Source organism: Eubacterium sp. CAG:156, from assembly GCF_000434315.1.
Classification (GTDB): domain Bacteria; phylum Bacillota; class Clostridia; order Lachnospirales; family Lachnospiraceae; genus Eubacterium_U; species Eubacterium_U album.
This window is the reverse complement of the sequence record NZ_FR878147.1, coordinates 1-23,762: the sequence shown is the minus strand read 5'-3', so window position 1 is coordinate 23,762 and position 23,762 is coordinate 1. Positions and strand designations below refer to the sequence as shown.

Here is a 23,762-nt window from a genome sequence, read left to right as displayed (position 1 = left end):
TCCAATATGTAATGATTTCAAATATTTCCCGGCATAATAAATTTTATATTTTCTATAAATTATTCTTTGACCAATCCATCAGGCTCTTTGAAAAATTAATTGTTGCTGTTGATGTCCAATGGCATCCGTCACCGCCATCACATGATGATTTCAAATATCCTTTTCCATCATCAAACAAACCTGTGTAATCATAATAATATACATTATCTGTTGCTGCTGCCAAATCTGAGTACGCTTTATTAAATTTCAAACGCTGTGATTTCTTTGGCACATTTGCAGTACTTCTTTTGCCCGTTGGTGCTATTGGAAGAAGGACTATCTGTACATTTTTATTTTTCTTTTTAAGTTTATTTATCATTGTTTTAAAATTGTTGATTGTAGGAGTTGTATTGTCAGTACCTGATTCATTCATTCCTATTAAAAAATATACTCTGTCAGGATTATATGATGCAACTTTTTCTATACCTGTAGCACTTTTTCCATTAACTTTAAATTTCTTTGCATTTATAAATCCTGAACTACTTACACCTACACTACTTATAAAATGTGTTCCCTTTGGATACTGATTCTTTGCCCAAAGTTCAATTCCTTCAACATAGCATTCTCCTGCAACTACAATACTTAAATCTTTAGTTGCAGCCTTTACATATTTAGCCTTTGAAAGACTGCTTTCTCCCATGCTTCCGGCAACTGTTCTTATAGCCTGCACTTTATAGTAGTATTTTTGACCGCCTACTGTATTTGTATCCACGTAATTTCTGGTAGTTGTTGATGTAAGAAGACTATAAGTTCCACCCTTTGTTGTAGCTCTGTATACTTTGTAACTATTCGCTTTTTTTACACGATTCCATTTAATCTTAACTTGTTTTTCAGTTTTATTCTTTACTTTAACTGTCGGAGCATTTAAAATTATGCTCTGATTTTTTTCGTGATTTTTTACAGTTTCTGCCTTAACATTTTTTACATATGAATACTTCTGAATCCCATTGTCAAATGAACTCATTTCACACATTCCTGCCAAAATAAGTGCTATTGTGCATGCCCATGTAAAAGTAATAAATTTTTTCATAATTATAATCCACCTTTCTGATAAAATAGCAATGTCTAAAAATCCATACTAAGTCTTGTTTCAACATTAGGTCTTACATATGTGTTTGCAACATGCTGATGCTTTGGATGTGTCTGATATGCCTTCAATGCATCCTCATTTTCAAATTCACTATCCATCATTATATCAGCAGATGAAGATGGCAAATATTCTATTCGGATGTTCATTTTTAACAATCCGTCAATCTGTCCTTCTAATGCTTCTAAATTTTCCTTTATATCTTTCTTCGCCTGTACCTTTTCTTCTTCTGTTAATGTTTCCTTTAACTTCCATAAAATAATATGCTTTACCATTTCATGCCTCCTAAAATTTATTCTTTCCACACCATTGTAACCGACCTAAATAGTTTTTTCAATTGTTGTAGACATTCATATTTTCATTATGGTACTATAACTTTTGAAAACGATAAATTTATTATTAAGAATTAATTAAAATTTAAGGTCAATATCATTACATTTTTAATCTGACAAAATTTAGCAAAATTGCATTTGTCGCCGGCGGTTCAAATCGACATATATGTAGTTTGAATGAAACCATCATTTGAAATTCAAACTACATATTGAAGATTTAGAACTGCTGCGAGCGACAAGCAGCTCAAGCGTAATTTTGTTAATTTTGTCAGATTGAAATATAAATGAAATTATACTTATTTACGGAAAGGATATTTTAATATGGCAGCAGAAACAAAATTTACCGGGACTGATACTTATGTAGCATCTGACGATTTATTAGCAGCAGTTGAGGTTGCAACAAAGCTTCAAAAGCCTTTGCTAGTTAAGGGAGAACCGGGAACAGGTAAAACTATGCTTGCTGAGGCAGTTGCTAAAGCTCTCGACAAAGAATTATTAATTTGGAACATAAAATCTACAACTAAAGCTCAGGACGGTTTATATATTTACGATACAATTCAAAGATTATATGACAGCCAGTTTGGTGTAGATGGTGTGGATGATATCAGCAGATATATCAAACTTGGAAAACTTGGAGAAGCCTTCAAAAAAGAGGAGCAGGTTATTTTATTAATTGATGAAATAGATAAGGCTGATTTGGAATTTCCTAACGATCTTCTTTGGGAACTTGATAAAATGGAATTTTATATTAATGAAACTAAAGAAACTGTTAAGGCAAAAATCCGTCCTATAGTTATCATTACTTCAAATGCTGAAAAGGAACTTCCTGACGCATTTTTACGTCGTTGTATTTTCCACTATATTTCATTTCCAAATGCAGATTTAATGAGACAGATTGTTAATGCTCATTTTGAAAATTTAGAAGAACATTTGCTTGAGCAGGCAATGAAAACATTTTACTGGATTAGAAGTATTAGAGATGTTAGAAAGAAACCTAGCACATCTGAATTTATAGATTGGATTAGAGCTCTTATGATTGGTGGCGTTGACCCTGATTCTATTGAGAAAACACTTCCATATCTTGGTGTTTTAATTAAGAAGGATGAAGATTTAGAAACAATAAAACAGATGAGCTTATAGGAGGGAATTTATGTTTACTGACTTTTTCTATGTATTGAAAAATCACGGATTAAACATTTCTACCACCGAATGGCTTATGCTTATGGACGCACTTGATAAAGATTTGGCCCATTCAAATTTTACTGATTTTTATTATCTTTGCCGTACAATTTTAGTTAAAAGTGAAGGTGATTATGACAAATTTGATATTGCCTTTCAGGAATATTTTAACGATATAAAAGATAATTCTTTTGATATGAGTAAAATTGATGCATGGCTGCACAATGATGTTGAAACGGGCAAGAAAACTGACCCAAGCAAATATATAGACAAGCGTACCGAGCGTGAAGCCAAGGAAGTTCATCGTAAATTTGAGGAACGACTTGGTGAACAGAAAACTGAGCATCACGGTGGAACTTACTGGATTGGTATGGGCGGTGGCTCTGAATTTGGTAAAAGAGGTCACGTAGCCGGTGGTATTCAGTTAGGAAATGAAGCCGGAATGAAAACTGCTTTCACTGTTATGGGCGAAAGACGTTATAAAGATTTCAGACGTGATACAAAACTTACAATGCGACAGTTTCAGGTTGCTTTCCGTGAACTTCGTCAATATTCAAGAAAACTTGATTTGCCAAAAACTGAACTTGATATCGACGGAACGATTAATTCAACCTGTAATCAGGGTGGTTATTTAAAGTTAGAATTCCAACAACCAAGAAAAAATACTGTAAAGCTTATGCTTTTATTTGACAGTGGTGGTTCGATGTATCCTTATAGTTCTTTGTGTAACGAGCTTTTTCAGGCTGTGCATAAAGCTAATCATTTTAAGGATGTAAAAACTTTTTACTTCCACAATTGTATTTATGCTAAATTATATAAAACACCTGAATGCGCAAGTGGTGATTGGATAGATACTACATGGGCATTTAGAAATTATGATAAGGATTATAAAGTAATTATTGTTGGCGATGCAGGTATGGCACCTGAAGAATTCAAAGATAAAAACGGTAATTATAGTGGTCCAAACGGTGGACTTTCAGGTAAGGAATGGATTGAACTTTTTAAGAAGAAATATCCACACAGCATTTGGTTAAATCCTTCATATCACTATGGAGATTTGAACAATATGTACTGGATGGAATCTGAAAGAGTAATTCGCGAAAACATCGACATGTTTCCTTTAACTGTTGATGGACTTAAGCGTGGAATAAAAACACTTATGTATGATAAGAAGAAATAAAGGCTCGTGGATGCGTCTGACGACTTGTGATTGTGTAAGTCGGACTTGATTTACGGATAATATTAAATCAATTTTCGTCCGTAATATATTTTAGTAATTTAATTATTTTGAATTCTACAATTAAATTATGTAAACCAAATTACGGATAATTTTTCAATTTGAAATATTATCCGTAATTTTATTTTTACTTTAAATTTATACTGAACCTGTGGCCGTGGGCACATACACTTCATCTGTTAATTCTGCATTTTTATCTGCTGTCCCTGTATTAAAGGATATCTCACAAGGCTTTCCCCTTCAAGATTTTCCTTATGCATATCAACTGCAGTAATCTGATTATTTTCATAAGTAGTGTAATAGTAAATTCCCTTTGTCGCATTGCAGCATGAAGTATAAATAGTTATTTCGTATTTACCCTCATCTACTTCACAACATCCTCTTTGTTGTTCAACTGAACCTAAAATATGAAAGAACTGACTAACACTCTCATTTTCCGTTTCCCCTGATTTGGAATTCATTTTTGTAAACGCTACTCTTACAAATCTTGACCCTGAAGACAAATCTCCCGGCATTCCAATTGCACCCATTCCTCTGCTATATGAATTAAGTTGCAAATTATCTGAGAAACTGTTAGTCGGTTGTTTTGATGATAAATGCATGTAATTGTTAAGTTGAAACATCTGCTGTTCAAATGGTGGATTATTAGTCAATACCCCTACCGGATTGTCATATACATGTAATCCCGATTCAGTTGATTCAACTGTTATTGCTTCATTTGCATCTGCTATAATCCAGTGAAGACTTGCCGCCGGCAATTGCTCGCTAAACTGAGTTCCTACTAAATTCATTTCACTTAATACTTTTCGTGCCTCTTTTACTGATTCACATTGTCTAAGTATCCATGGTATAAATTCGTATTGTGCTACATTTTTAGTGTCAGATTTTACTTCACTGTACACAGCATTTCCTACGAAATTGAGTCCTGCCATTCCTAATCCTTTTTCATTTATCGCATCATAATATAAAGGATAATCATTTACAACAAATGCCATTCCAATAATTGCATAATTATTTTTTGCCTCAATTCCATATCTGAATTTCAATTTATAGTTTCTTGGTGTAATCGTAACTTCCTCATTATAAGAAAATTCGTAATCAAGTGTTCTTCCAAAATAAAAATCTTTTGTCTTATATGTTGCTGCTGTACACATATAATTTCCTCCATTTTCTACTTATAATATTTAATTTGTAAAATAGGTAAGTTTAATTTTAGGATGTTCCACTGCTTGGAGCCAGTAATGGTTCAAAAATTATTACACTTCAATATAATATGGACATATGTCTTCATATTTCCCATTTTTCAATCTGAATCCATTAGGTATTATACCCAATTGTTTAAATCCAACACGTTCGTATAAATGTCTTGCATGTACATTTGTTGCCACTACAGCATTAAACTGAAGCACTTTATAGCCATTATCGTAAGCTTTTAAAATGCAGTCTTTTACTAGTTTTTCTCCAATATGCAATCCTCTGCTTTTTGATGATACTGTGTAACTTGCGTTACAGATATGTCCGCATCTTCCTACATTATTTGGATGCAGAATGTATAAGCCTAAAATTTTTTTCATCATTCAATTCTTCCATTCATAAAAACCCCCTACATATCTGCCAATATGTAGGGTGATTCTGCCATCATTAATTATTATTTTTATGCTCATCCCAATTTGTAAAACCTATATCGATTTTATCATACTTTATTGCTCAGTTCCAGTATTTTTCTCCCTATTGCAACACCTGAACCGAAAACGCTGTTGTCTGTGGTGGAATGCTTGCCGTCTGGAAATTTGCATGATTTATTCTAACTAATTGTCCCGGTCTTAAGTTTCGTAATCTGATTCTGTTTCCTTCTCTGTCTGTTATAACTGTATTATTATTTACGATAAATCTCGTTTGTGAATTAATATCATTTCTATTTCCCGTATAAAAAGAGCTGTTCTCCAAATCTATAGATGCAATTCTGTCTATTGTTACTGAGCTAACCAATTGCTGACTTCTTCCCTGTACAATAATTAAAAATGCATTTGCCTGTGGTGGAATACTTCTTGTCATAGCACCTGAAAAAATTGCATTAATCCACATACCTTCCTGTATGCAACAAGTACATAAATTTTGTCCTCTAAAGTTAATAATTTTTGTATTTCTATTTATATTTAATCTGACCTGCTGCCTATTGTTTCTTCCCATTGATGTATCATTATATGAAACTACAATGTAGCCTCCCGCAGTATTAAAACATACCGATTCTTCAACAAACCCATTATCTATTCTCATTATATTTCCTAATTGAAACATAAGTCCATTTACATTACTATCCACCATAAACCTCATATTATATTTCTGATAATATTTATTATATGTTTAAATAAGATAAAAGTGTTGAAATGAGATTTACTGCACATAACAAAAATGGTGATATTGGTTCCCATTCATACTAATCCCCGAATTACACCATATTGGGCAATGAATACAAAAAAACGTTGAACTAATCTTTTTAGCTCAACGTTTCTTTTTTATTAAGTAAAATTATTTAATTGTAACTTTCTTCTTTGCTGAGTATGGGCTGTAAATCTTCTTGCCATTGTTTTCAAAGTAACCTCTTACTCTTACATAATATGTTTTCTTTGCTTTTAATTTCTTAATTGTGATTGCTGTCTTCTTTGTTGTTTTAACCTTTGCAGCTTTCATGTTCTTCTTTAATGAATACTGAACTTCATATTTTTTTGCTCCGCTTGATTTCTTAAACTTTACAACCATAGCTTTCTTCTTAGGTGTTACTTTTGTAACTTTAACCTGTGAAGGTGACATAATATCAGCTACAACAGAGAAATCTTTTACTTCGATTGTACCACTCATGTTGTTTTCATCTTCATATTCTCTTAATAATGCACCGAATGCAAATTTAACACCTACTGTAGGATTTTTAACTCCACTCTGGTATTCTGACTTAAGTGATGGAATCATAAATGATGCTGTTACTGTAACCCATCCGTCATCTGCTGTATTCTTGCTATCAAGTGCGATAAATGATGAGAAATCTTTGTTGATGTTAGCATCGCCTGTTGTAAGAACACTTGCGCCACCAATTGTTGCTGTTAAATTTGTTAAATCTAATGCAGCACCATCTTTATCATTATTATCAAATACTTTGAAGTGAACATGTTTAACATAGTTATATTTTCCTGTTCCTTCATTATAAGCTGTACCATCAGCTCTTTCTACTGTCTTTGTAAGTTCATTTGATAATGTACTCTTAATCTTGAATGAAAGATTGTAATATCTTCCTCTTTCAACATTCATAATCTGAGTTGCTGTAACTCCCCATGGATTAGACTGTGTAACTTTTCCTGTGAATGGATTCCAGTTAGCACTCCATCCTGTACTTACAACATTCATTGTAAATGATGAAGCTGTCTTAGCTGTTAAAGATGCATTTTCACCATAACTCTTGTAAGCATTAGCTGTGTTCATGTAACTCTGACCATCTTTAATTAACTTGTCTTCCCATTCACCATTGTCTTCTCTTGTATGAAGAGAATATGATGTCCATTCATTCTGTGATACGTTAGTTCCCTGTGCAACTGCTGCTGATGTAACTCCTGCTGCACCAATAATCATTGTTGCTGACATAGCTACTGCAGTAATCTGTTTAAATAACTTTCTCATTTTTCTTCTCCTTTTCAATTTGTTACTCTAATCATATATCGAAAACGTTTTTATTTCAATAAAAGAATGCAATTTTGTTGTTAAAATTTTCTTAATTTTATCTGAAAAATGTTATTTGATTGTTAAATTTGAATAAATAACCTATTTACACAATTCTTCTTAATTCGACCTTTCGATTTAACACTCCTTTTTTCCAAATCATCAAATATACTTTAAATTCTATTGAGTCTTTTACCCCAACAAAAGGTTCTTCAGTAATGACGGATGCCTCAATTCCATCTTTACTTAACTCTTCCTTTAACTGTTCTGCTTTCTTTATATATTTTTCTAATTTTTCATTTTCTTTTCCAAAATTTCTCACAGGATAATTTTCCGACGCTTTCACAAATATATTTATCAAATAATCAACCAATTCTTTGTGAGAATTTCTATGTAACATAGAAGCTATAATTTTTGCGACACATTTTTCAGGATGATTTTTATAAAATTTCAGCATCCTTTGCATTTTTCTGTCTCTAGTCAATTCTGCCATATCATACATTACCTGAATTGCTTCATTTGACGGAGTCCATGGATCGTCTTTTGGAACAATATATTTTTGTGGCACTGACGGATAGCAGCAATAATTTAAAGGTGGAAAATCCGACAAATGTGTTAATTTTAATTCTTGATTATTGCAATACTCTTCTCCTAAATATTCCCTTTTGTCCCGCACTATTGCAATCTTATATTCAATATTTCTTAAATATTCGTATCCTTTCACCCAAAAATGTCCGATTTTTCCGTAGTTGTATAAATGATTTTCCATGTACATTTTTTGAAAAAATATTGAAAATACTGATTCATTCTGATGTACTACCATAACATATTCTTTTTCATTTCCGGTTAGTGAAGCTGTAACACTACCTTCAAATTTACTATCATATGTGCCTGTTAGTCTTGCATTGTCAAATACAATAAAGCTTTCCACTGCATCATTCATTATGTATATCAGTCTGATTTTTCCATTCTCAGGTTTATCTGATACAAGTTCAAACTGCCCCGATTCTAGCAGTCTTTCTAAATTATATAAAGCCTCAAGTTCTTCCTGTTCATATTCTGTATTTTCATTTGTAACATCTATGCTTTGATTTTCCATTGTTTTTCTCCAAATTTATTATTAATCTCTTTTTATGATTATCATTCTTACGAATTTTTATAAAATAAAACTAGTTTAGTTTATCTTTATAATAACTTTTTATATACGATACCTGTGCGTAGCACGGACCAATCCATAGGCATCAAAGTTGGTAGCTTTTGCCCCGACATCTTATATACTTATTTATTATACAGTATTGTCTGTACAATTTTTATATCTTTTATGTAATATCTTAATATAAAATTAATGGTTTATTATTTATCATAAATGCATAAAGCAATTTAAATATATGTTTTATATTCCCGCACAATGTTATATTATAAAATATATATAATTTATTTTTCCTAATTATACAAATGAAAGGATTTAAGTGATTTTTATGAGAAGAAAAGACCGTGAAATAACAGATTTTAATGAAATAATCGAAATAATCCGCAAGTGTGACTGTTGCAGACTTGCCTTTAATGACAAGGATTTTCCTTATATTGTACCTCTTAATTTTGGATTACATGTTGATGGCGATAAAGTCGAACTATATTTCCATTGTGCTAAGGAAGGAACTAAATTAGATTTAATCAGACAAGATAACAGAGCCACATTTGAAATGGATTGTGGTCACAGATTTATAATGTATGAAGAAAGAATGTCTTGTACTATGGGATATGAAAGTGTCATTGGCCACGGAACCATTGAATTTGTACCGGACGAAGATAAATTTGATGCATTAAAAATTCTTATGGCTCAGTATCACGAAGAAGACTTCAAATTTAATACAGATATGATGAAAGTCACTACTGTATTTAAACTTGTCGTTTCTGATATGACAGGTAAAAGAAGAAATAATGTTCATTAATTAATGTAAAATATTATAATTGGGTAATATTGTAGGAATGCGTAGCATGGGACAATCATACACATTCTTGGCTGATTAAATATTTCTCTCTGATTGTGGAAATACGTAGCACGGAACAATCCACAGGCATCAAAGTTGGTAGCTTTTGCCCCGACATCATATCAAATAACAACGATTAACTAAAAAAGAAATCCATATGTTAACAGGTATCACTCTAAAATTGCACTCCTTGTTAGTAATTAAAATCTGATACCATGCTACATTGGATTTCTTTTTTATGTTTTAAATATTTTTATTTCTTTTCTTTTTTCTATATTCTCTTGGACTTTCTCCCATCATTTTTTTAAAAATTTCTGCAAAATAGCTTGAACCGTTAAATCCACATTCATAAGCAATTTCCGTCATTTTCATATCTGTTCCTAAAATCAAATCGATACTTTTATTTATTCTGTATTCCGTGAGATAATCATTAGGACTTTTGTTCATTATTCCTTTAAATATCTTGCAACACTGGCTTCTACTTACATTTCCCGCTGCTGCAATTTCTTCCAGACTAATTGTATTTTTATAATTCGACTGAATAAAGCCAATCATTCTATGTAAGGTATCTGTCCACGGTGACACTCCAATTCTCTCTACACCTTTACAATTTAATCTCTTTATTATTGCTGACATTAATTTGTAAGCTCCTGCAACCATATCAAATTCATAAGCATCCACCTTTTTTTCCAATCGTGACATCATTGTATTAAATGTATTTGTCAATTCATCATGACCTCTGTCTCCTTTTCTAAATACAAAACTCGAAAACTTAGAGTCGTAAAAAAATGGATTTACGTATTTTTCTGCCAATTGCTTCGGATACACTAAAACGTTTGTAGGAACTAATATTCCATCAAATACACATTCCTCATAATTAATATGTCTATGTCCATGAATTTGCTGGCTGTTAACAAATATAATATCTCCTTCGTTCAATTCTATTACATTATCATTTACTAAATAATTTATTCTTCCTGAAACAACTCTTATAAATTCTATATCATCATGCCAATGCATTATCCCACACATATTAGGATAACTTGACTGTTTTTCTCTCATAGCATATATCGGAATACTTTCAATGGTATATGGTACAATTTCAGAATTGTCCGTTCTAAGTTTAATGTTTTTTATTCTTTCCATAAATTCCTACCTCTAAACAATTTATTTGAGATTAAATAGTTTATAGATACTAATTCTATAGTCTATTTTTATATTCTAAAATTTCAAATAGTGTATATAACATATATATGTACGATTGTTATAATTTTTGTGTACTATTGTTATATTTATTTTATCCGATTGTTGTATTATTTTTATATAATTATAGCATATTTTCTATTTTTGTATACTATTGTTATAATATTTAAATTTGATATTTATATTATTTTTGCATATTTTTATGTATTATACTTATAGAAACTAAATCTTTCATAAATATATAAAAAGGAGGCACCTAGATATGATTAAAGAAATTGAATATGAATGGGACGAAGAACTTATGGACCTTGTGCCTGTTAAGAAATAACTTAACTTCCGGCAGACAGCTGTACTAAAATAGTGCATCGCAAAAAAATTTCATAATATCACTTAAAAAGAAGCATTTCCAAATTATGTAAATGCTTCTTTTAACTGTTACATACCCTGTTCCTCTTTTATTAATTGTTATTGCATAGGTTTTCAGTTTTTTCATTTTCTTTTTGAACAAAAAATATCCAAAAATAATATATGAATATTCCTATATTTATTACCGCCAAAACCGTAAGCATATGTTCCTGCTTGAATAAATATGATGAATAAGTAAAAAATGTAATTAATTGTAATATAATACATGGAATAATCGTACGCTTATAAAGCAATGCAAGCATAATTGCAAATATCTCATATAAATATCCATATCTCTCATGCATGTGCGGCATAGTAAGTACTGCTATGTATACAAAAATAAATGCCAACTGTAAAATTTGTTCTTTATTAATGTTTGACATTTTTTTCATTAAATAATAAAAAATCATTCCTATTATGCATATTGATATCATTGTAGCAGCAGTTGAATATTTTATATTTAAATCTGCCATCTCTGTAGAGAATATGGCCCATAATCCCGGATAATTAGATGTGAGACTTGAATTATAAGCCTGTGTCTGATTTTTAAAAATTAAAAACACATCCCAAATTTTTCTACCATAAATAATTCCAACACCACTTAAAACAATCATCATAAATGGTACATAAAAAATTTTTATAATAGAAAATTGTTTCTTTATCAGATAAATTATAAAAATAAATGGGAGCAAAAATATAGCCTGCAATTTTAATGAAAGAGCAACCCCATATGCGATAAACATAAAAGAATACTTTTCTTTTATACAAAAATATATTGTCCACACACAAAAGGTTGCATATATCGAATCGCATTGTGCCCATGCCGATGAATTAAATATAACTATAGGTGAACATACAACAAGTACGAAAGTCCAAATCATATACAAACGATTTTCAGTTAATTCTCTAATGACCATAACACATGCTAATGCCAATAAATAATCAAAAATGCACGATATCACCTTATATGTCACTAATGGTTTAAGCGGTAAATATGTAAATAAGGCAATTAGTGTCTGGTACAAAATACAATAATCACCTGTCTGTTTAGAAAGTGCATCTAAGCCTCCGCTATTTTTAATTTCTTCATACCATGGTAGTAAGAAATAATTGGCATCACCTGATACGATTGGAAGCAATCTGTTTCTTATATAAATAGATAATATTGTTATTGCTAACACAAATAAATAATCCGAATATTTAATTAAAATATCTACAATTTTTCGTTCGTTTTTTAACATAATTTTTTCCTCTTTTTTATTCAAAATAGCCGGATAACACATTTCATTGTTTACATATTTTAGCCCAATATCTGTTATTCCTTCTTCATTTTCTATAATTATCGGATGATAATTTTTAGAATAAAAAGCATAATTTAGCAATGAAAAATGTGCATCTAACATTGCCGGAATCATAAGAATACATTTTTCATCAATTTTGTTTCGTCTATCCTATAAATAAAATCATCCCCTAAAATAATATTAATTAATAATATATCATCTTTAGAGGATAATTCAATATTTAACAAAATTTTTTCTGCTTCTTTACTTACTCTGAGCTACTTTTATTCACACTTATCCTTCCAATACCCACCCGTTATTCATCACACGTAATCTTTTCTGCAAAATCTCTTATAAGCAACACTAAATAAAATACTTACAATACAGGTTTGCACCAAAATACTAATCCAATCATAAGCTTTAAACGAAGTAAATAAATGATTTTCCATAAACCATGAACCACAATCATTCCAGCTTGAAGCCAGATTAAATGATATTAACAAATCAAACCATGTGTTTGTAGAAAATTGTAATACATTTAATAATCCCAACATTGTAATGACAACAATAATTATACTTATGTAACTATTGTTAGTTACTAATTGAATGGCACTACTTAAAACACTGATAAGTATTATCAACACTGTTGCGTAGCATATTGTGAATAAAAGATATTTTGCATAACTCATTTTCGCATAAGTAATGAATGGATATTTAAGAATTCCTCTCGATTCCATAGCCATTGCCGATGATAATGAGGTATTCCAAAGTCCTTTATAAGAAATATTTGCGAAATAATATCCTAGAGTTCCTATCATCAAAATACCATTAATAACACTCCCGGCAATCATTGCACTTATCATTTTACTTTTCTGAATTGTTCGTCCCTTTTTGGTCGCATATACTATTCCTGTCGTATTGTTTATCCTTTCATAATCCATTAAAAATAATGTGCATATGCTTATTACAACAGCCATTTCCAGCAATAGTTTTTTAAATATGTTGTAATAAAGCAATTTATGTAATCTATATACCTGACCCGGATAAGTTAATTGTGTACTTTCTCCATCATTTTTTATTTCTTCTACTCTTTTTTCTAATTTTTTATAACAGTTGTCTATAAACAGTTTATACTTTCCACTTGGATTGTAATCATACAAATCCATTTTAGTATTTTTTACAATCTGCATATTAAAATCATCATATATTGAAACAACAGAATTCAGATATTCTTTATCAATTTTGTCGTTTAGAACATACTGATGCGTAAGTTTTATGTCTTTCTTATAATCATGAACCTGCATTTCAATATTCAAAATATTAATGACAAGAAAAAATAACATTAATATCCACACAATAGGATTTTTTATTATTTTTCTTATTTCATATTTTATCAGCAAATTACCACTTCCTTTTTCATCTATTAACAAATTTTTATACTTTAATTTTACTTATTAACAAATAGTTATCTTTTAATCTGCTTATTAACAAATAACTACATCTTTTTTCTTTTCATATTTTGCTAACGCTACTGCAATAATCAAACCAATGATTGTAAAACTTATGCAAATCAATATAGGGCGGTAAACATCGTAAGTTATTTTCATTTTGTTTTCTATTATCAAATATCCATACATTATTTTATTAAAAATAATAGCTATGATAACCGTAAAAGGAATTGCACTTGCAAAACCAACCACATAATTTAGTGATATTTTTGATATTAAAAAATACAGCATTATAAGTGACATAATTGCAAATATGTATAGTAATAAATTTAAGCAAATATATGTACCAAAATTCAAATCATACCATGAATTAACTCTTGCAGTGCAATATATAGGACAATCCAAATATTTTCCAACTCCTCTAATTATCAAATATACATAAAATATAATTATATGTGCTATTCCAACTAAAACGGTAGTAATAACGGTAGCTGTTATTCTGGTGTTAACCAAATTTCTTCCATGTTTTGTAGTATAAAATAATGTATTCACATTTCTTATTCTTTCCCGTATCTGATAAGGTATTATCAATAAAGCAGAACATATTAACATTAGCAAACCAATCAAAGGTAAATCACTTTTTACACATTCAGCTGCATCTTCTGATAAAAGCGACGTGTAATCTCTTGTATATAGTTTTTCCATTCTCTCAAGAAATTTAGGATTCAGCTTATTTACTTCCCCTGTATGTCGTCTTACATTTTCTGTTATATTACTCTCTGCATTTTTCCTACTAAGCCCTGCAAACTGTAACCCTGTTTCCCATTCCTGCCAGTAATCCACCTCCTGAATCAGAAATGTTTCTTCAGCATAGCTTCCAAATGAAATGTCATTTAATTTTTCTTTTACCTTATCATCCAGTCCTTCTTCTGAGCGCATTGATTTGTAATCTTTATAGTTAGTTATACCTGCATTTTTCAATACTTCATCCCCTGCAATATACTTGTCAACTTTTTCAATATATTCTTGTTTTATTTCTTCTAACTTATTTCTTTCACTAACCGGAAATTTTGTTCCGTAATCTTTCATTAATATGGTGCATAATTTATCTTCTGCCCCCATATTAGATGTAGCAAAATAATTAGTGCTTAAAAACATATTGTAAAATAAAGCTGTAAGTACAAAGATTACAAGCACGATTTTTATATTAAATATCTTTTTTAACTCAAATTTAATCATATTTTTCTCCCATTAACCATTATTATGTTAATTGTAATTAACTAAAAATACATCTTCCAAATTTGGTGAAACACTTATCTTATTATCATTATCAGTTCCATCATCTGCCTCGTCAAACACTCTGATAGTCATATATCCTTTTTCCTGTCTTGCTGACAAAATAATATATTTTTCTTCCATCTGTGCATATTCTTTGTCACTTACCTGCATCTCAAATACCTTTCCTGATAACTCATTACAAATATTTGCTACGGAATCCATTTTGTAAATATGTTTATCTCTTATAAGAATCACCTGATTTGCAATTGATTCAATATCTGACACAATATGGGTAGATAGTATGACTATTCTATCTTTTGACAATACTGAAATTATATTTCTAAATCTTACCCTTTCTTTTGGGTCCAATCCTGCTGTTGGCTCGTCCAAAATCAATATCTTAGGGTCATTTAGCATTGCCTGTGCAATTCCAACTCTTTGAATCATTCCTCCTGAAAACTTTTTCATTTTCTTGTCAGCATTTTCTGCTAATCCAACCAGCTCTAACAAATAATCCATTTTTTCTTCTGTTTCTTTTTTAGGCACTCCCTTTAAAGCTGCCAAATATGAAAGATACTGCTTTGGAGTATTATTTTTGTAATATCCAAAATCCTGTGGCAAATAACCAAGCAATTCCCTATACGCCGCTCCCATTGTTTTTATATTTACTCCATCATATAAAATTTCACCCTCAGTAGGATTAAGCAAAGTTGTTATCATCTTTATAATGGTCGTCTTTCCTGCTCCATTTGGTGCTAACAGTGCATATAATCCATTATCCATGTTTAAACTTATATTTTCTACTGCCGTAAATTTTCCAAAATTTTTCGATACATTATTAAGCGTAAGCATTTTCTTTTTCCACCTTTCTTAAATAAGCTATAAATATTCCAAAACTAATAGCTGCAATTGCAACACAAACAACAGTAGGCACTGTATTTAGCATTGTATTTATAATTAATGAATTATATTTTGATATTCCTGTCGTTCCCACTATCCATGCTATGCATAAAAAAACTATATTGTAATAATTATTAAACCTGTCATACAGCCATAGTGATACTACAGAAAAAATAAATGACGTAGCAAAAGCAATAATGACTATTTTTAACTGATATTTAACATCAGTTATAATTAACAGCATTGCCTCATTGATGACGATTGCTAATATACTCACATACAACATTCTAAGTGTAATAATATAACTTTGTGAGTATTTCAATGTGCGTTTAAGTTCTACTATTGCAGACTGTTCTTCATTCCACATTGATAGTGCAAAAAATGACACATTAATAACAGGAAACATTATTATTATCATGTATTCAGGACTTATATAATCATTTATTGAAAATGAAACATATCCTAAAGATATTGCAAACAAATATATAGCAAGTGACATTAATACAAGTAATTTTGACTGATAGAATATAACATTTATTCCCGGTCCTAAGAATAGATTTTTTAGCCTTGTAATCAATGGCTCTTCCTCTTTTTTAGTCGCATCAAGTATAAAATTTATACTGTTTTGTTTTTCGATTTGTGTAGGGTACTCAATATCAAATTTATATTTATTTTCCATAATTACGCTAACTCCTTTTTCAACATTTTAATCATCGTATAATAACGCGTTTTAACCGTGTTTTCTGAAATACCTAATTCCTTAGCAATTTCTTTAAATGATAACTCCTCAAATATTTTCATTTGGAATATCCTAATCCACTCATTATTATATCCGGATATAAGTATCATCACATCCTGAATCATTTTTTCATTTGTCATTTTATTAATAATCATTTCTTCCTGATTATCATTCGTCCCGATGTAATCTGTTTCTACCGGACCGGCTTCTAATAATTTTTGTTTATAAAATCTGCTCCGATAAAAATCTGTTATTTTATTTGAGGCCAACCTGTAAAGCCATGTTCTAAAAGAAGCTTTTTTCTCATCATAGCTATGTAATCCATTTAATACTGCTATAAAAATGTCCTGCGTCATGTCCATTGCTAACTCTTTTTCCTGAAGTTGTTTATAAGCATAAACATAAATTTCGTCATAATATCTGCTGACCAGTTCATTTGCTGAGTTTCTGTCATTTTTCTTTTTTATCTCTCTAATAAGCCTATAATCTGAATGCATTCTTTTTCTCCTGTAATTTGTATTACATTATTATATACGAAAATAAATTGAAAATAGTTTTAAGATTTATTATATTGGAAGAATTTCTTATTTACACACAAAATGCCACTTGATTTTATTTCAATCAAGTGGCATTTTATCTGGACACTCCTAATTTTGACATCATGAGTTCCTGTATTACTTACATTTAATGTTTTTTACTTTACTCCATTTTGTGTATTTTTTCTTTCCTTTTGTTATGTTATATGCTCTTACTCTTACAAAATATTTCTTACCGGCTTTAAGTTTTTTAATCTGCATTGAATGCTTATTTGTTTTCACAATTTTTTTATTCTTTGTGAATTTCTTATTCATTGCGTATTGTATCTGATAGCCTTTGGCATTAGACACTTTATTCCATTTAACTGTTATTGTCTTTTTCTTTTTAGATGATAATTTTATGTTAATTTTTGCTTTCGCAATTTTAGTTTTTTTCTTAGTTTGATTTGTTTTATCTGCGTTTTTATTCACAATCTTGCATTGTATTCCATTTGCTTTAGCATACTGTGCTGCATATGAATTTTCAGTTGTATATATTGTAACTGAAATAACCGGTTTTCCACTGCCAATCCAGAAATATCCTGTTTCGAAACAACTTTTTCCTATGCTATTAACGCTTGCAGGAATTGTTATTTTTTTCAAATTTCTACAACCATAAAATGCTTCATCCCCTATCTTCTGTAAACCTTTGCCAATTTCAACTTCTTCTAAATTATCAAAACTTTTAAATTCATTATCCGGAATGCTTGTTATTCCTGACTTAATTACAATTTTCTTTACTTTGTTCCTTATATTTGTCCATGTGTTGTCAGATGATGAATAACTAAATCCTCTACTTGTTGATGAAACCGGATATCTATAATGAACTTCTGTATCAATATCTATCGCACCTGAACCTGATATTGTTAATGTTCCATTTGAAGACTCAAAATCCCATGTTGCATTTTGTCCTGCTACACGATATATTTTTTTATCCATCTTTCCACTATTAATATCTATAGAATAAAAATCAACCATATTTGAACTTGATGCATAATATATAATCTTTGAGCCATCTACAATTGGATGACAATCTGAAATTGGTGCCGATGCTGTAAATTCCCGGCTAATTTTATTACCATTTCCATCTACAAAAATGTAATGTAAAATAGATGACTCTAATAAATCTTCTGTCCCTGCAGTCTGACTTTTTCCATATTCTTCCCATGAAATCATAAACTTGTTATCATTTATTTTTGTTATTTGAGTTCCAATAAAACAACTTCCATCATCTTTATAGTTAGTCATCCATTTTATCTGTGTATTTTCTTCATCAAATTCATTCTGTGAAGTAACTGTAAGATAAATATTATGTGCAGTATTCGTATTTACAACTTCATATTGACTTTGATCTATAGATGTTCCCAAACACAAAACATTATCTTCTGAAACAGCCAAATCATCTACACTTGCATAACATGATATAGCCCATGCTGATGTATGTTCTCCACCATATTCAAGTAATGGAATAGATTCTGCTCTTAATGAATCGGCATTGTATTTTGTAAGTTTAGTATATCTTGAACCTTCACTTTGTTCTAAAACATACAAATTTGAATTCTTCTCAACTATGTATTGTGCAAAAGAATGCCACAAATCGCTTTTAACTATCTGACCCGTCATTGTATTTTCATCCACGCTAATCATTAAAAATCCCTGATGTCCCTGCTTATACATTGGATCTACATAACCCTGATGCCCTGTTACAACAAATAATTTCCCATTGCATTCTGTCATTTCAACACACCCATAGTCAAATGGATACCTTACTTCACCACCAAATAAATTGCTGTTTCCTGTAATTGATGCTGCTCCAATTCTGTTCCAATCTTTATCATATTTTATTACACGAATTACCTCTGCAGTATCTGATTCATCAGTGTTGCTTACTCCTTCAACCAAATAATATCCATTATTTCCTGCATAAAATCCACCCCACATCGGCAATTCCATGTTTATATTTTTTCTGCTCTGTATATTAAAATTCTTGTCATAATATTCTATTCCAATTTTTTCTTCATTATAAAAAACACGCATATATCCATTCGCCAAATTAACCATCTGTGACTTTTTCCTTAATGATATGTTCAAATTATCATATGCTGTCGGAATTAGTCGATTATCTGCTTTAATCTCTTTATTTGACACAATTCCATATGAACAACTTAACGATATTGTTAATACTGTTGCTACAAGTTTATTTAAAAAATTTTTCATTTTATTTTGTTTCATTTATAACCTCCTGAATATTTCTATAAGGAACATCCGTAAATAATTCCCTTAATTCATCTGCTACACCTAAAGTTGTTGCTATCTTTGTAAGACTTATTAGCGATATCTGTCCTGTTGCTTCAAATCTTTTTATTGAGCCATAACTAACTCCACTCATATTTGCAAGTTTTTCCTGAAAAATAGAACGTCTTTTTCTTACCTTTCTTAATCTATCTGCAATTTTTTTCCAATAAGAGAAACAAACGGGTAAAGCCAGAGCCGATGCAGTACTGGTTACTCCTGAAAATATATATGGAATAGAAATAAAAAGTGATGCCGATACCTATACACGGTTAGCTAAACAGGTTAAATATTATAATTTATATATTAAAATTAACCCCAAAAGTTTAATTTCATATTTAAAAATTACAATATTTATACAGAAACTTATTTTCAATCACATAATTATCGCCTACATAATTTCAAAAATCATAATCCGTTCTCTACTATCATTTCCGTCAAATAAATCTCTGCAATCAATCTCATCATAATACATTAATTCGTCTACCGTCATTAAATACGAAATATATTCATCTGATGGATAATAAAAAAACAGTTGTATCGTTCTTATATTTTCATAATAAGAATCTAGTATCTGTGCAATTACTTTTTGCAAGATTTCTACAGAAAATGGGTTAAAGAAATAAATCTTATCCACACTTTCAAGTACTTCAAATTTCTCTGCATTTGCAAGTTCAATTATGACTTTATTAGATGACACTGCAGTTTCTTTATTTGTCATTGCCTTTTCATAAATACGCTCATCGTACTCAATTCCAATTGATTTGCATTTTGTCTGATATGCCATAAAATAATCAACTCTTCCTTTGCCGCATCCATAATCAATCAATGTATTATTTTTACGTATAAGCCCACTGTTGGCAAGACGCTCTAGCACTGAATACGGCGTTGGCTCATAAGGATATCTATATTGGTCTGCTTTTGAATCATCTCTTCCTGTGGTGCGAATCTTAAGAAGTTTGTCCCACCTTATTTCGTTTTTGTCTTGTTTCATAATTTATCGCAAAAATGCATATCTCCTATCTTACACTTTCCATTTTTTGACCTATTAATATCAGTAACTCAATTACTTATTCACCTTATTCATTCCCTTAACAATTCCTACGGCAATTGTTTCTAATGTCTTATTTGAATGATTACTACTCTTATCTCCCACTTCTAAATCTACAGAAGGTATTGTAGAATAGGAAGTTTGAGTCAAATCAATTTCCATTACACCATTCCCATATATTTTAACTCCGGCATTTTTCATTCCCAATACGAGATTTTTTCCTAATTTGTTATGTTTTTTCCAATTTTTAGAAACCGGATACATATTTTTATATGACTGATTATCTGGAACACCAATATAAAAAGCCCCTTTATTTGATGAAGTCGAATCATAATGAAGTGCAATATGATAATCTGCGCAGTTATTTGCATATACAGTTCTTCCTATATTGTCTATCTGAGCATCTTCGCCTTCCCTAACCATTAAAACATTATATCCTGCTTTTAAAAGTTTCTGCTTAACTATCATTGCCAAATTTAATGTAGCCTTTGCTTCAGGTGTCCCGTCATTTAAAGTAGTTCCACCATTAATTGATGTAGCTCTTATTGCTCCCTGCGAAGTACTTCCGCCGGTTACTTTAGCGCTACCATCAGGATGGCATAAAGTCTTAACACTTTCACCACCTTTAGTTCCATGTCCTGCATTTATGCAAACAGTTTTGTTCTTAACCTTTGATGCTCTTGAAAAATATAAAACAGCTGAATCTGTATGTATTTTTGAATAACTTGCAAATTCCCATTTAGAATTCCACGAAATTATTTCAGCACAGCTACTCCAGTCTGAATAATATTTACTTCTACCCTTCTTTGCATATCCTCTGACTCTTACATAGTAATTTTTCTTACTATTTAATTTAGCAAGTTTTGTAGAATTTTTATTTTGACCTTTTATCGTTTTAATTTTTGAGTTTACAAAATTTTGGTCTGTAGAATATTGAATCTGATATCCATTAGCCTTACTATTTTTAGTCCACGAAACTGTAACATTTCCCGGCTTTCCTGATAATATATTAATATTGCTTTGCTTAAGGGAATAATTTTTAACTTCCGGCAAGACTTTACTTTTATCTTCTTTTACGGCCTCTGTATTACCTGTAGAAATTTCTTCTGCTTCTACTATAGAATTAAATGCAATATTACCCGGCATTTTAAGTCCGTTATTATTAATTTCTGCAAATACAACTGTTGTTACTATAATCAGTCCTGATGCAATTATTTTTTTTATTGTATTTCTGTTCATATACTACCACCTTTCTTACTTACTCTGATAGATATTTATTAAGTGCAAATAAATTTAGCGGGGAATTTTTCTCAAATCAAATTAACCCATTTATTGTTTAACCTCTTATATTTTTTCAGAAAAGGCGAAATCCTAAAGAATCCGGACTTCGCCTTTTTATTATAAATACATTTTTGCAACCGCTACTAATACATCTTTATTTGTCTTATATATTTTCTTATACATGCTGTTTTTTACAGGTGCCGGTGTTAATCCTGTTTCTAATGTACAATTTAGTATATTTCTGGCATCAAGATAATCACTGAATGTTCCATAATGAGTCTGCCCACTTATTATGTGAGTATAATGTGTCATGGAATAAAGCATATTGCTAAGCTTTGTGTGATTAAGATGATACATAACTTCACCTGCCTGATGATAACAAATTACTACATCTGGTTTAACTTTCTCTACTACCGATACCTGTGCCTTGGTTTCCGGTTCAGATATAGGTGTTTTACCGGCATTTCAGATATAGGTGTTTTACCGGCATACTGCTTATGTCCTGGTGTTTTTGCACCACCTCTGTCGAAACCTTCTGCGTAATTTCTATTTATATCTATACCTCTGGCATTTGCTTTCCATATTTTGAAATCAACTCCGCCTGCTATCTTATAAAGATTTTCACGTAACTTAGCATTTCTTATTTTTTTAGGTCCATACTGACTGATTGTTACTCCGTCCGGATTTACCATTGGCATAATTACTAATTTAACATTATTAAAGATTGTACTATATTTTTTTCCTTTATATTTTTTCGTATCATATCCTCTGCAATAATCTTCAATAACTTTCATCATAAATTTAGTATTCATATACTCTCTTGCATGCACGGATGTTTCTACATAAACCGTTTTCTTTGCTTTAGCATTACCCAATGTAACATAGTATAAATTTCTTTTATCCAAACTTTTTCCTGCAATATCAACTTTTAATATTGAACCGTAGGCTTTCTCTAATTTCTTTAAATCTACTTTCATATCTGAGTATGAATATTTTTTATCTGATGTATTTACTATTTTTTTAGCATTACACTTGTAGGTAATATATTTCGTTTCAACTAATAATTCCTGATTTCCTACTTTAATTAATGAATATCCACTATTACATTCTTTATAAACATAATAACGAACACCTTTTTCAACTTCTGTCACTTTTTCTAATTTCAAATTATATGCAGAAACATTCTTCTTTACGTAGCCACCTTTTTTCACGTTCTTTCCTGTTGTGTCCACATCCGGTTTAGTTGTCGGCTGTACAGTTGTTGTTTCTTCTGCTTTTGTTGTAGTTGTTTACGGTATTGTTGTTGTTTCCTGCGGCGTAGTTGTTTCCGCTATTACTGTTGTTTCCTGAGGTGTAGTCGTTTCCGGTAACGTTGTTGCTTCTTGTACTGTCGTTTCCGGTACTGTTATCTCTCCCGAAGTTTCGGCTTTTGCCTCTGTCAAATTAATTCCCATTGCAATTATTGCAATTAACATTAGTGTCTTTAGCGTTTTTTTCATATGTTTTTCCTTTCAATTTTTCGTTCCAGTTTATATATAAATATTATACTACAAAATGCCTGTTTATTTAATTACTAGAATTCTATTTTTGTAGAAAAATACATCCTCTATGGTTTATTATTTAGAAATAATAAAAAAATAGTTGGGGCACGGGGTCCCAACCTGATAATAACCTTTTCAAATATACATTTGCAAAATATAGTAACTCATTAGTATTTCTATACTTTAATAAAACTAC

23 protein-coding genes and 1 pseudogene are annotated in these 23,762 nt (G+C 30.5%); 3 read left to right on the top strand and 21 right to left on the bottom strand.

Annotation, left to right across the window (positions count from 1 at the left end; all coding sequences use genetic code 11):
• Positions 1–52: 52 nt before the first annotated feature.
• Positions 53–1,069: an SGNH/GDSL hydrolase family protein gene (locus ABMA45_RS03730; RefSeq protein ID WP_022088543.1), complete on the bottom strand. Its 1,017-nt coding sequence runs from the start codon at positions 1,067–1,069 to the stop codon at positions 53–55.
• A gap of 35 nt (positions 1,070–1,104) precedes the next feature.
• Positions 1,105–1,401 carry a Dabb family protein gene (locus ABMA45_RS03725; protein WP_022088542.1) on the bottom strand — a complete coding sequence of 99 codons (297 nt, stop codon included), beginning with the start codon at positions 1,399–1,401 and terminating at the stop codon, positions 1,105–1,107.
• A 378-nt stretch (positions 1,402–1,779) separates the two neighbouring features.
• Here ABMA45_RS03725 and ABMA45_RS03720 point away from each other — a divergent pair, with 378 nt between their 5' ends.
• Positions 1,780–2,598 carry an AAA family ATPase gene (locus ABMA45_RS03720; RefSeq protein WP_022088541.1) on the top strand — a complete coding sequence of 273 codons (819 nt, stop codon included), beginning with the start codon at positions 1,780–1,782 and terminating at the stop codon, positions 2,596–2,598.
• Positions 2,599–2,608: 10 nt separating this feature from the next.
• Positions 2,609–3,817, top strand: a complete 1,209-nt coding sequence (locus ABMA45_RS03715) for a VWA domain-containing protein (RefSeq protein WP_022088540.1) — start codon at positions 2,609–2,611, stop codon at positions 3,815–3,817.
• A 236-nt stretch (positions 3,818–4,053) separates the two neighbouring features.
• Here ABMA45_RS03715 and bsh read toward each other — a convergent pair whose 3' ends face one another.
• The 5 genes and pseudogenes from bsh to ABMA45_RS03690 form a co-directional block, all read right to left on the bottom strand.
• Positions 4,054–5,028 (bottom strand): choloylglycine hydrolase, encoded by a 975-nt coding sequence (gene bsh, locus ABMA45_RS03710; RefSeq protein WP_022088539.1) that lies wholly within the window; start codon positions 5,026–5,028, stop codon positions 4,054–4,056.
• Between the two features lie 102 nt (positions 5,029–5,130).
• Positions 5,131–5,442 (bottom strand): annotated as a pseudogene (locus ABMA45_RS03705) (GNAT family N-acetyltransferase); the annotation flags it as partial.
• 160 nt (positions 5,443–5,602) lie between these two features.
• Positions 5,603–6,199, bottom strand: coding sequence for a hypothetical protein (locus tag ABMA45_RS03700; RefSeq protein WP_336305835.1), 597 nt, complete (start codon positions 6,197–6,199; stop codon positions 5,603–5,605).
• Between the two features lie 204 nt (positions 6,200–6,403).
• Positions 6,404–7,543 (bottom strand): fibronectin type III domain-containing protein, encoded by a 1,140-nt coding sequence (locus tag ABMA45_RS03695; RefSeq protein WP_022088536.1) that lies wholly within the window; start codon positions 7,541–7,543, stop codon positions 6,404–6,406.
• Between the two features lie 145 nt (positions 7,544–7,688).
• The gene (locus ABMA45_RS03690; RefSeq protein ID WP_022088535.1) at positions 7,689–8,681 is read right to left on the bottom strand and encodes a DUF3878 family protein; all 993 of its coding nucleotides are present in this window, start codon (positions 8,679–8,681) and stop codon (positions 7,689–7,691) included.
• A gap of 379 nt (positions 8,682–9,060) precedes the next feature.
• On the opposite strand from ABMA45_RS03690, the gene ABMA45_RS03685 reads away from it, so the two are divergent.
• Positions 9,061–9,534: a pyridoxamine 5'-phosphate oxidase family protein gene (locus ABMA45_RS03685; RefSeq protein WP_117909949.1), complete on the top strand. Its 474-nt coding sequence runs from the start codon at positions 9,061–9,063 to the stop codon at positions 9,532–9,534.
• 282 nt (positions 9,535–9,816) lie between these two features.
• Here ABMA45_RS03685 and ABMA45_RS03680 read toward each other — a convergent pair whose 3' ends face one another.
• The 14 genes from ABMA45_RS03680 to ABMA45_RS03615 all read right to left on the bottom strand — a co-directional run bounded on the left by ABMA45_RS03680 (position 9,817) and on the right by ABMA45_RS03615 (position 23,524).
• Positions 9,817–10,719, bottom strand: a complete 903-nt coding sequence (locus ABMA45_RS03680) for an AraC family transcriptional regulator (protein WP_022088533.1) — start codon at positions 10,717–10,719, stop codon at positions 9,817–9,819.
• A 515-nt stretch (positions 10,720–11,234) separates the two neighbouring features.
• The gene (locus ABMA45_RS03675) at positions 11,235–12,596 is read right to left on the bottom strand and encodes a hypothetical protein (RefSeq protein ID WP_022088532.1); all 1,362 of its coding nucleotides are present in this window, start codon (positions 12,594–12,596) and stop codon (positions 11,235–11,237) included.
• Positions 12,597–12,784: 188 nt separating this feature from the next.
• Positions 12,785–13,861: a hypothetical protein gene (locus tag ABMA45_RS03670; RefSeq protein WP_022088531.1), complete on the bottom strand. Its 1,077-nt coding sequence runs from the start codon at positions 13,859–13,861 to the stop codon at positions 12,785–12,787.
• Positions 13,862–13,945: 84 nt separating this feature from the next.
• The gene (locus ABMA45_RS03665; protein WP_022088530.1) at positions 13,946–15,148 is read right to left on the bottom strand and encodes an ABC transporter permease; all 1,203 of its coding nucleotides are present in this window, start codon (positions 15,146–15,148) and stop codon (positions 13,946–13,948) included.
• A 27-nt stretch (positions 15,149–15,175) separates the two neighbouring features.
• A complete protein-coding gene (locus ABMA45_RS03660; RefSeq protein ID WP_022088529.1) occupies positions 15,176–16,039 on the bottom strand; it encodes an ABC transporter ATP-binding protein in 864 nt (287 codons plus the stop codon).
• A complete protein-coding gene (locus tag ABMA45_RS03655) occupies positions 16,026–16,766 on the bottom strand; it encodes a hypothetical protein (RefSeq protein WP_022088528.1) in 741 nt (246 codons plus the stop codon). Before ABMA45_RS03655 ends, ABMA45_RS03660 begins: the two co-directional genes overlap by 14 nt.
• Before the next feature lie 2 nt (positions 16,767–16,768).
• Positions 16,769–17,323, bottom strand: coding sequence for an RNA polymerase sigma factor (locus ABMA45_RS03650; RefSeq protein WP_022088527.1), 555 nt, complete (start codon positions 17,321–17,323; stop codon positions 16,769–16,771).
• Between the two features lie 177 nt (positions 17,324–17,500).
• The gene (locus tag ABMA45_RS03645) at positions 17,501–19,633 is read right to left on the bottom strand and encodes a leucine-rich repeat protein (RefSeq protein WP_022088526.1); all 2,133 of its coding nucleotides are present in this window, start codon (positions 19,631–19,633) and stop codon (positions 17,501–17,503) included.
• Positions 19,620–19,853 (bottom strand): helix-turn-helix domain-containing protein, encoded by a 234-nt coding sequence (locus tag ABMA45_RS03640; RefSeq protein ID WP_348029912.1) that lies wholly within the window; start codon positions 19,851–19,853, stop codon positions 19,620–19,622. The genes ABMA45_RS03645 and ABMA45_RS03640 overlap by 14 nt, the downstream gene beginning before the upstream one ends.
• Positions 19,854–20,084: 231 nt before the next feature.
• Complete coding sequence (locus tag ABMA45_RS03635; RefSeq protein WP_022088524.1) at positions 20,085–20,687, bottom strand: class I SAM-dependent methyltransferase; 603 nt, start codon at positions 20,685–20,687, stop codon at positions 20,085–20,087.
• A gap of 72 nt (positions 20,688–20,759) precedes the next feature.
• On the bottom strand, positions 20,760–21,983 hold the full coding sequence (locus tag ABMA45_RS03630) for an N-acetylmuramoyl-L-alanine amidase (protein ID WP_022088523.1): 1,224 nt from the start codon (positions 21,981–21,983) through the stop codon (positions 20,760–20,762).
• A gap of 159 nt (positions 21,984–22,142) precedes the next feature.
• Positions 22,143–22,382: a gamma-D-glutamyl-L-diamino acid endopeptidase 1 gene (locus ABMA45_RS03625; RefSeq protein WP_022088522.1), complete on the bottom strand. Its 240-nt coding sequence runs from the start codon at positions 22,380–22,382 to the stop codon at positions 22,143–22,145.
• 53 nt (positions 22,383–22,435) lie between these two features.
• Complete coding sequence (locus ABMA45_RS03620; RefSeq protein WP_022088521.1) at positions 22,436–23,236, bottom strand: M14 family zinc carboxypeptidase; 801 nt, start codon at positions 23,234–23,236, stop codon at positions 22,436–22,438.
• A gap of 78 nt (positions 23,237–23,314) precedes the next feature.
• On the bottom strand, positions 23,315–23,524 hold the full coding sequence (locus tag ABMA45_RS03615; RefSeq protein ID WP_022088520.1) for a hypothetical protein: 210 nt from the start codon (positions 23,522–23,524) through the stop codon (positions 23,315–23,317).
• Between the last annotated feature and the right edge of the window lie 238 nt (positions 23,525–23,762).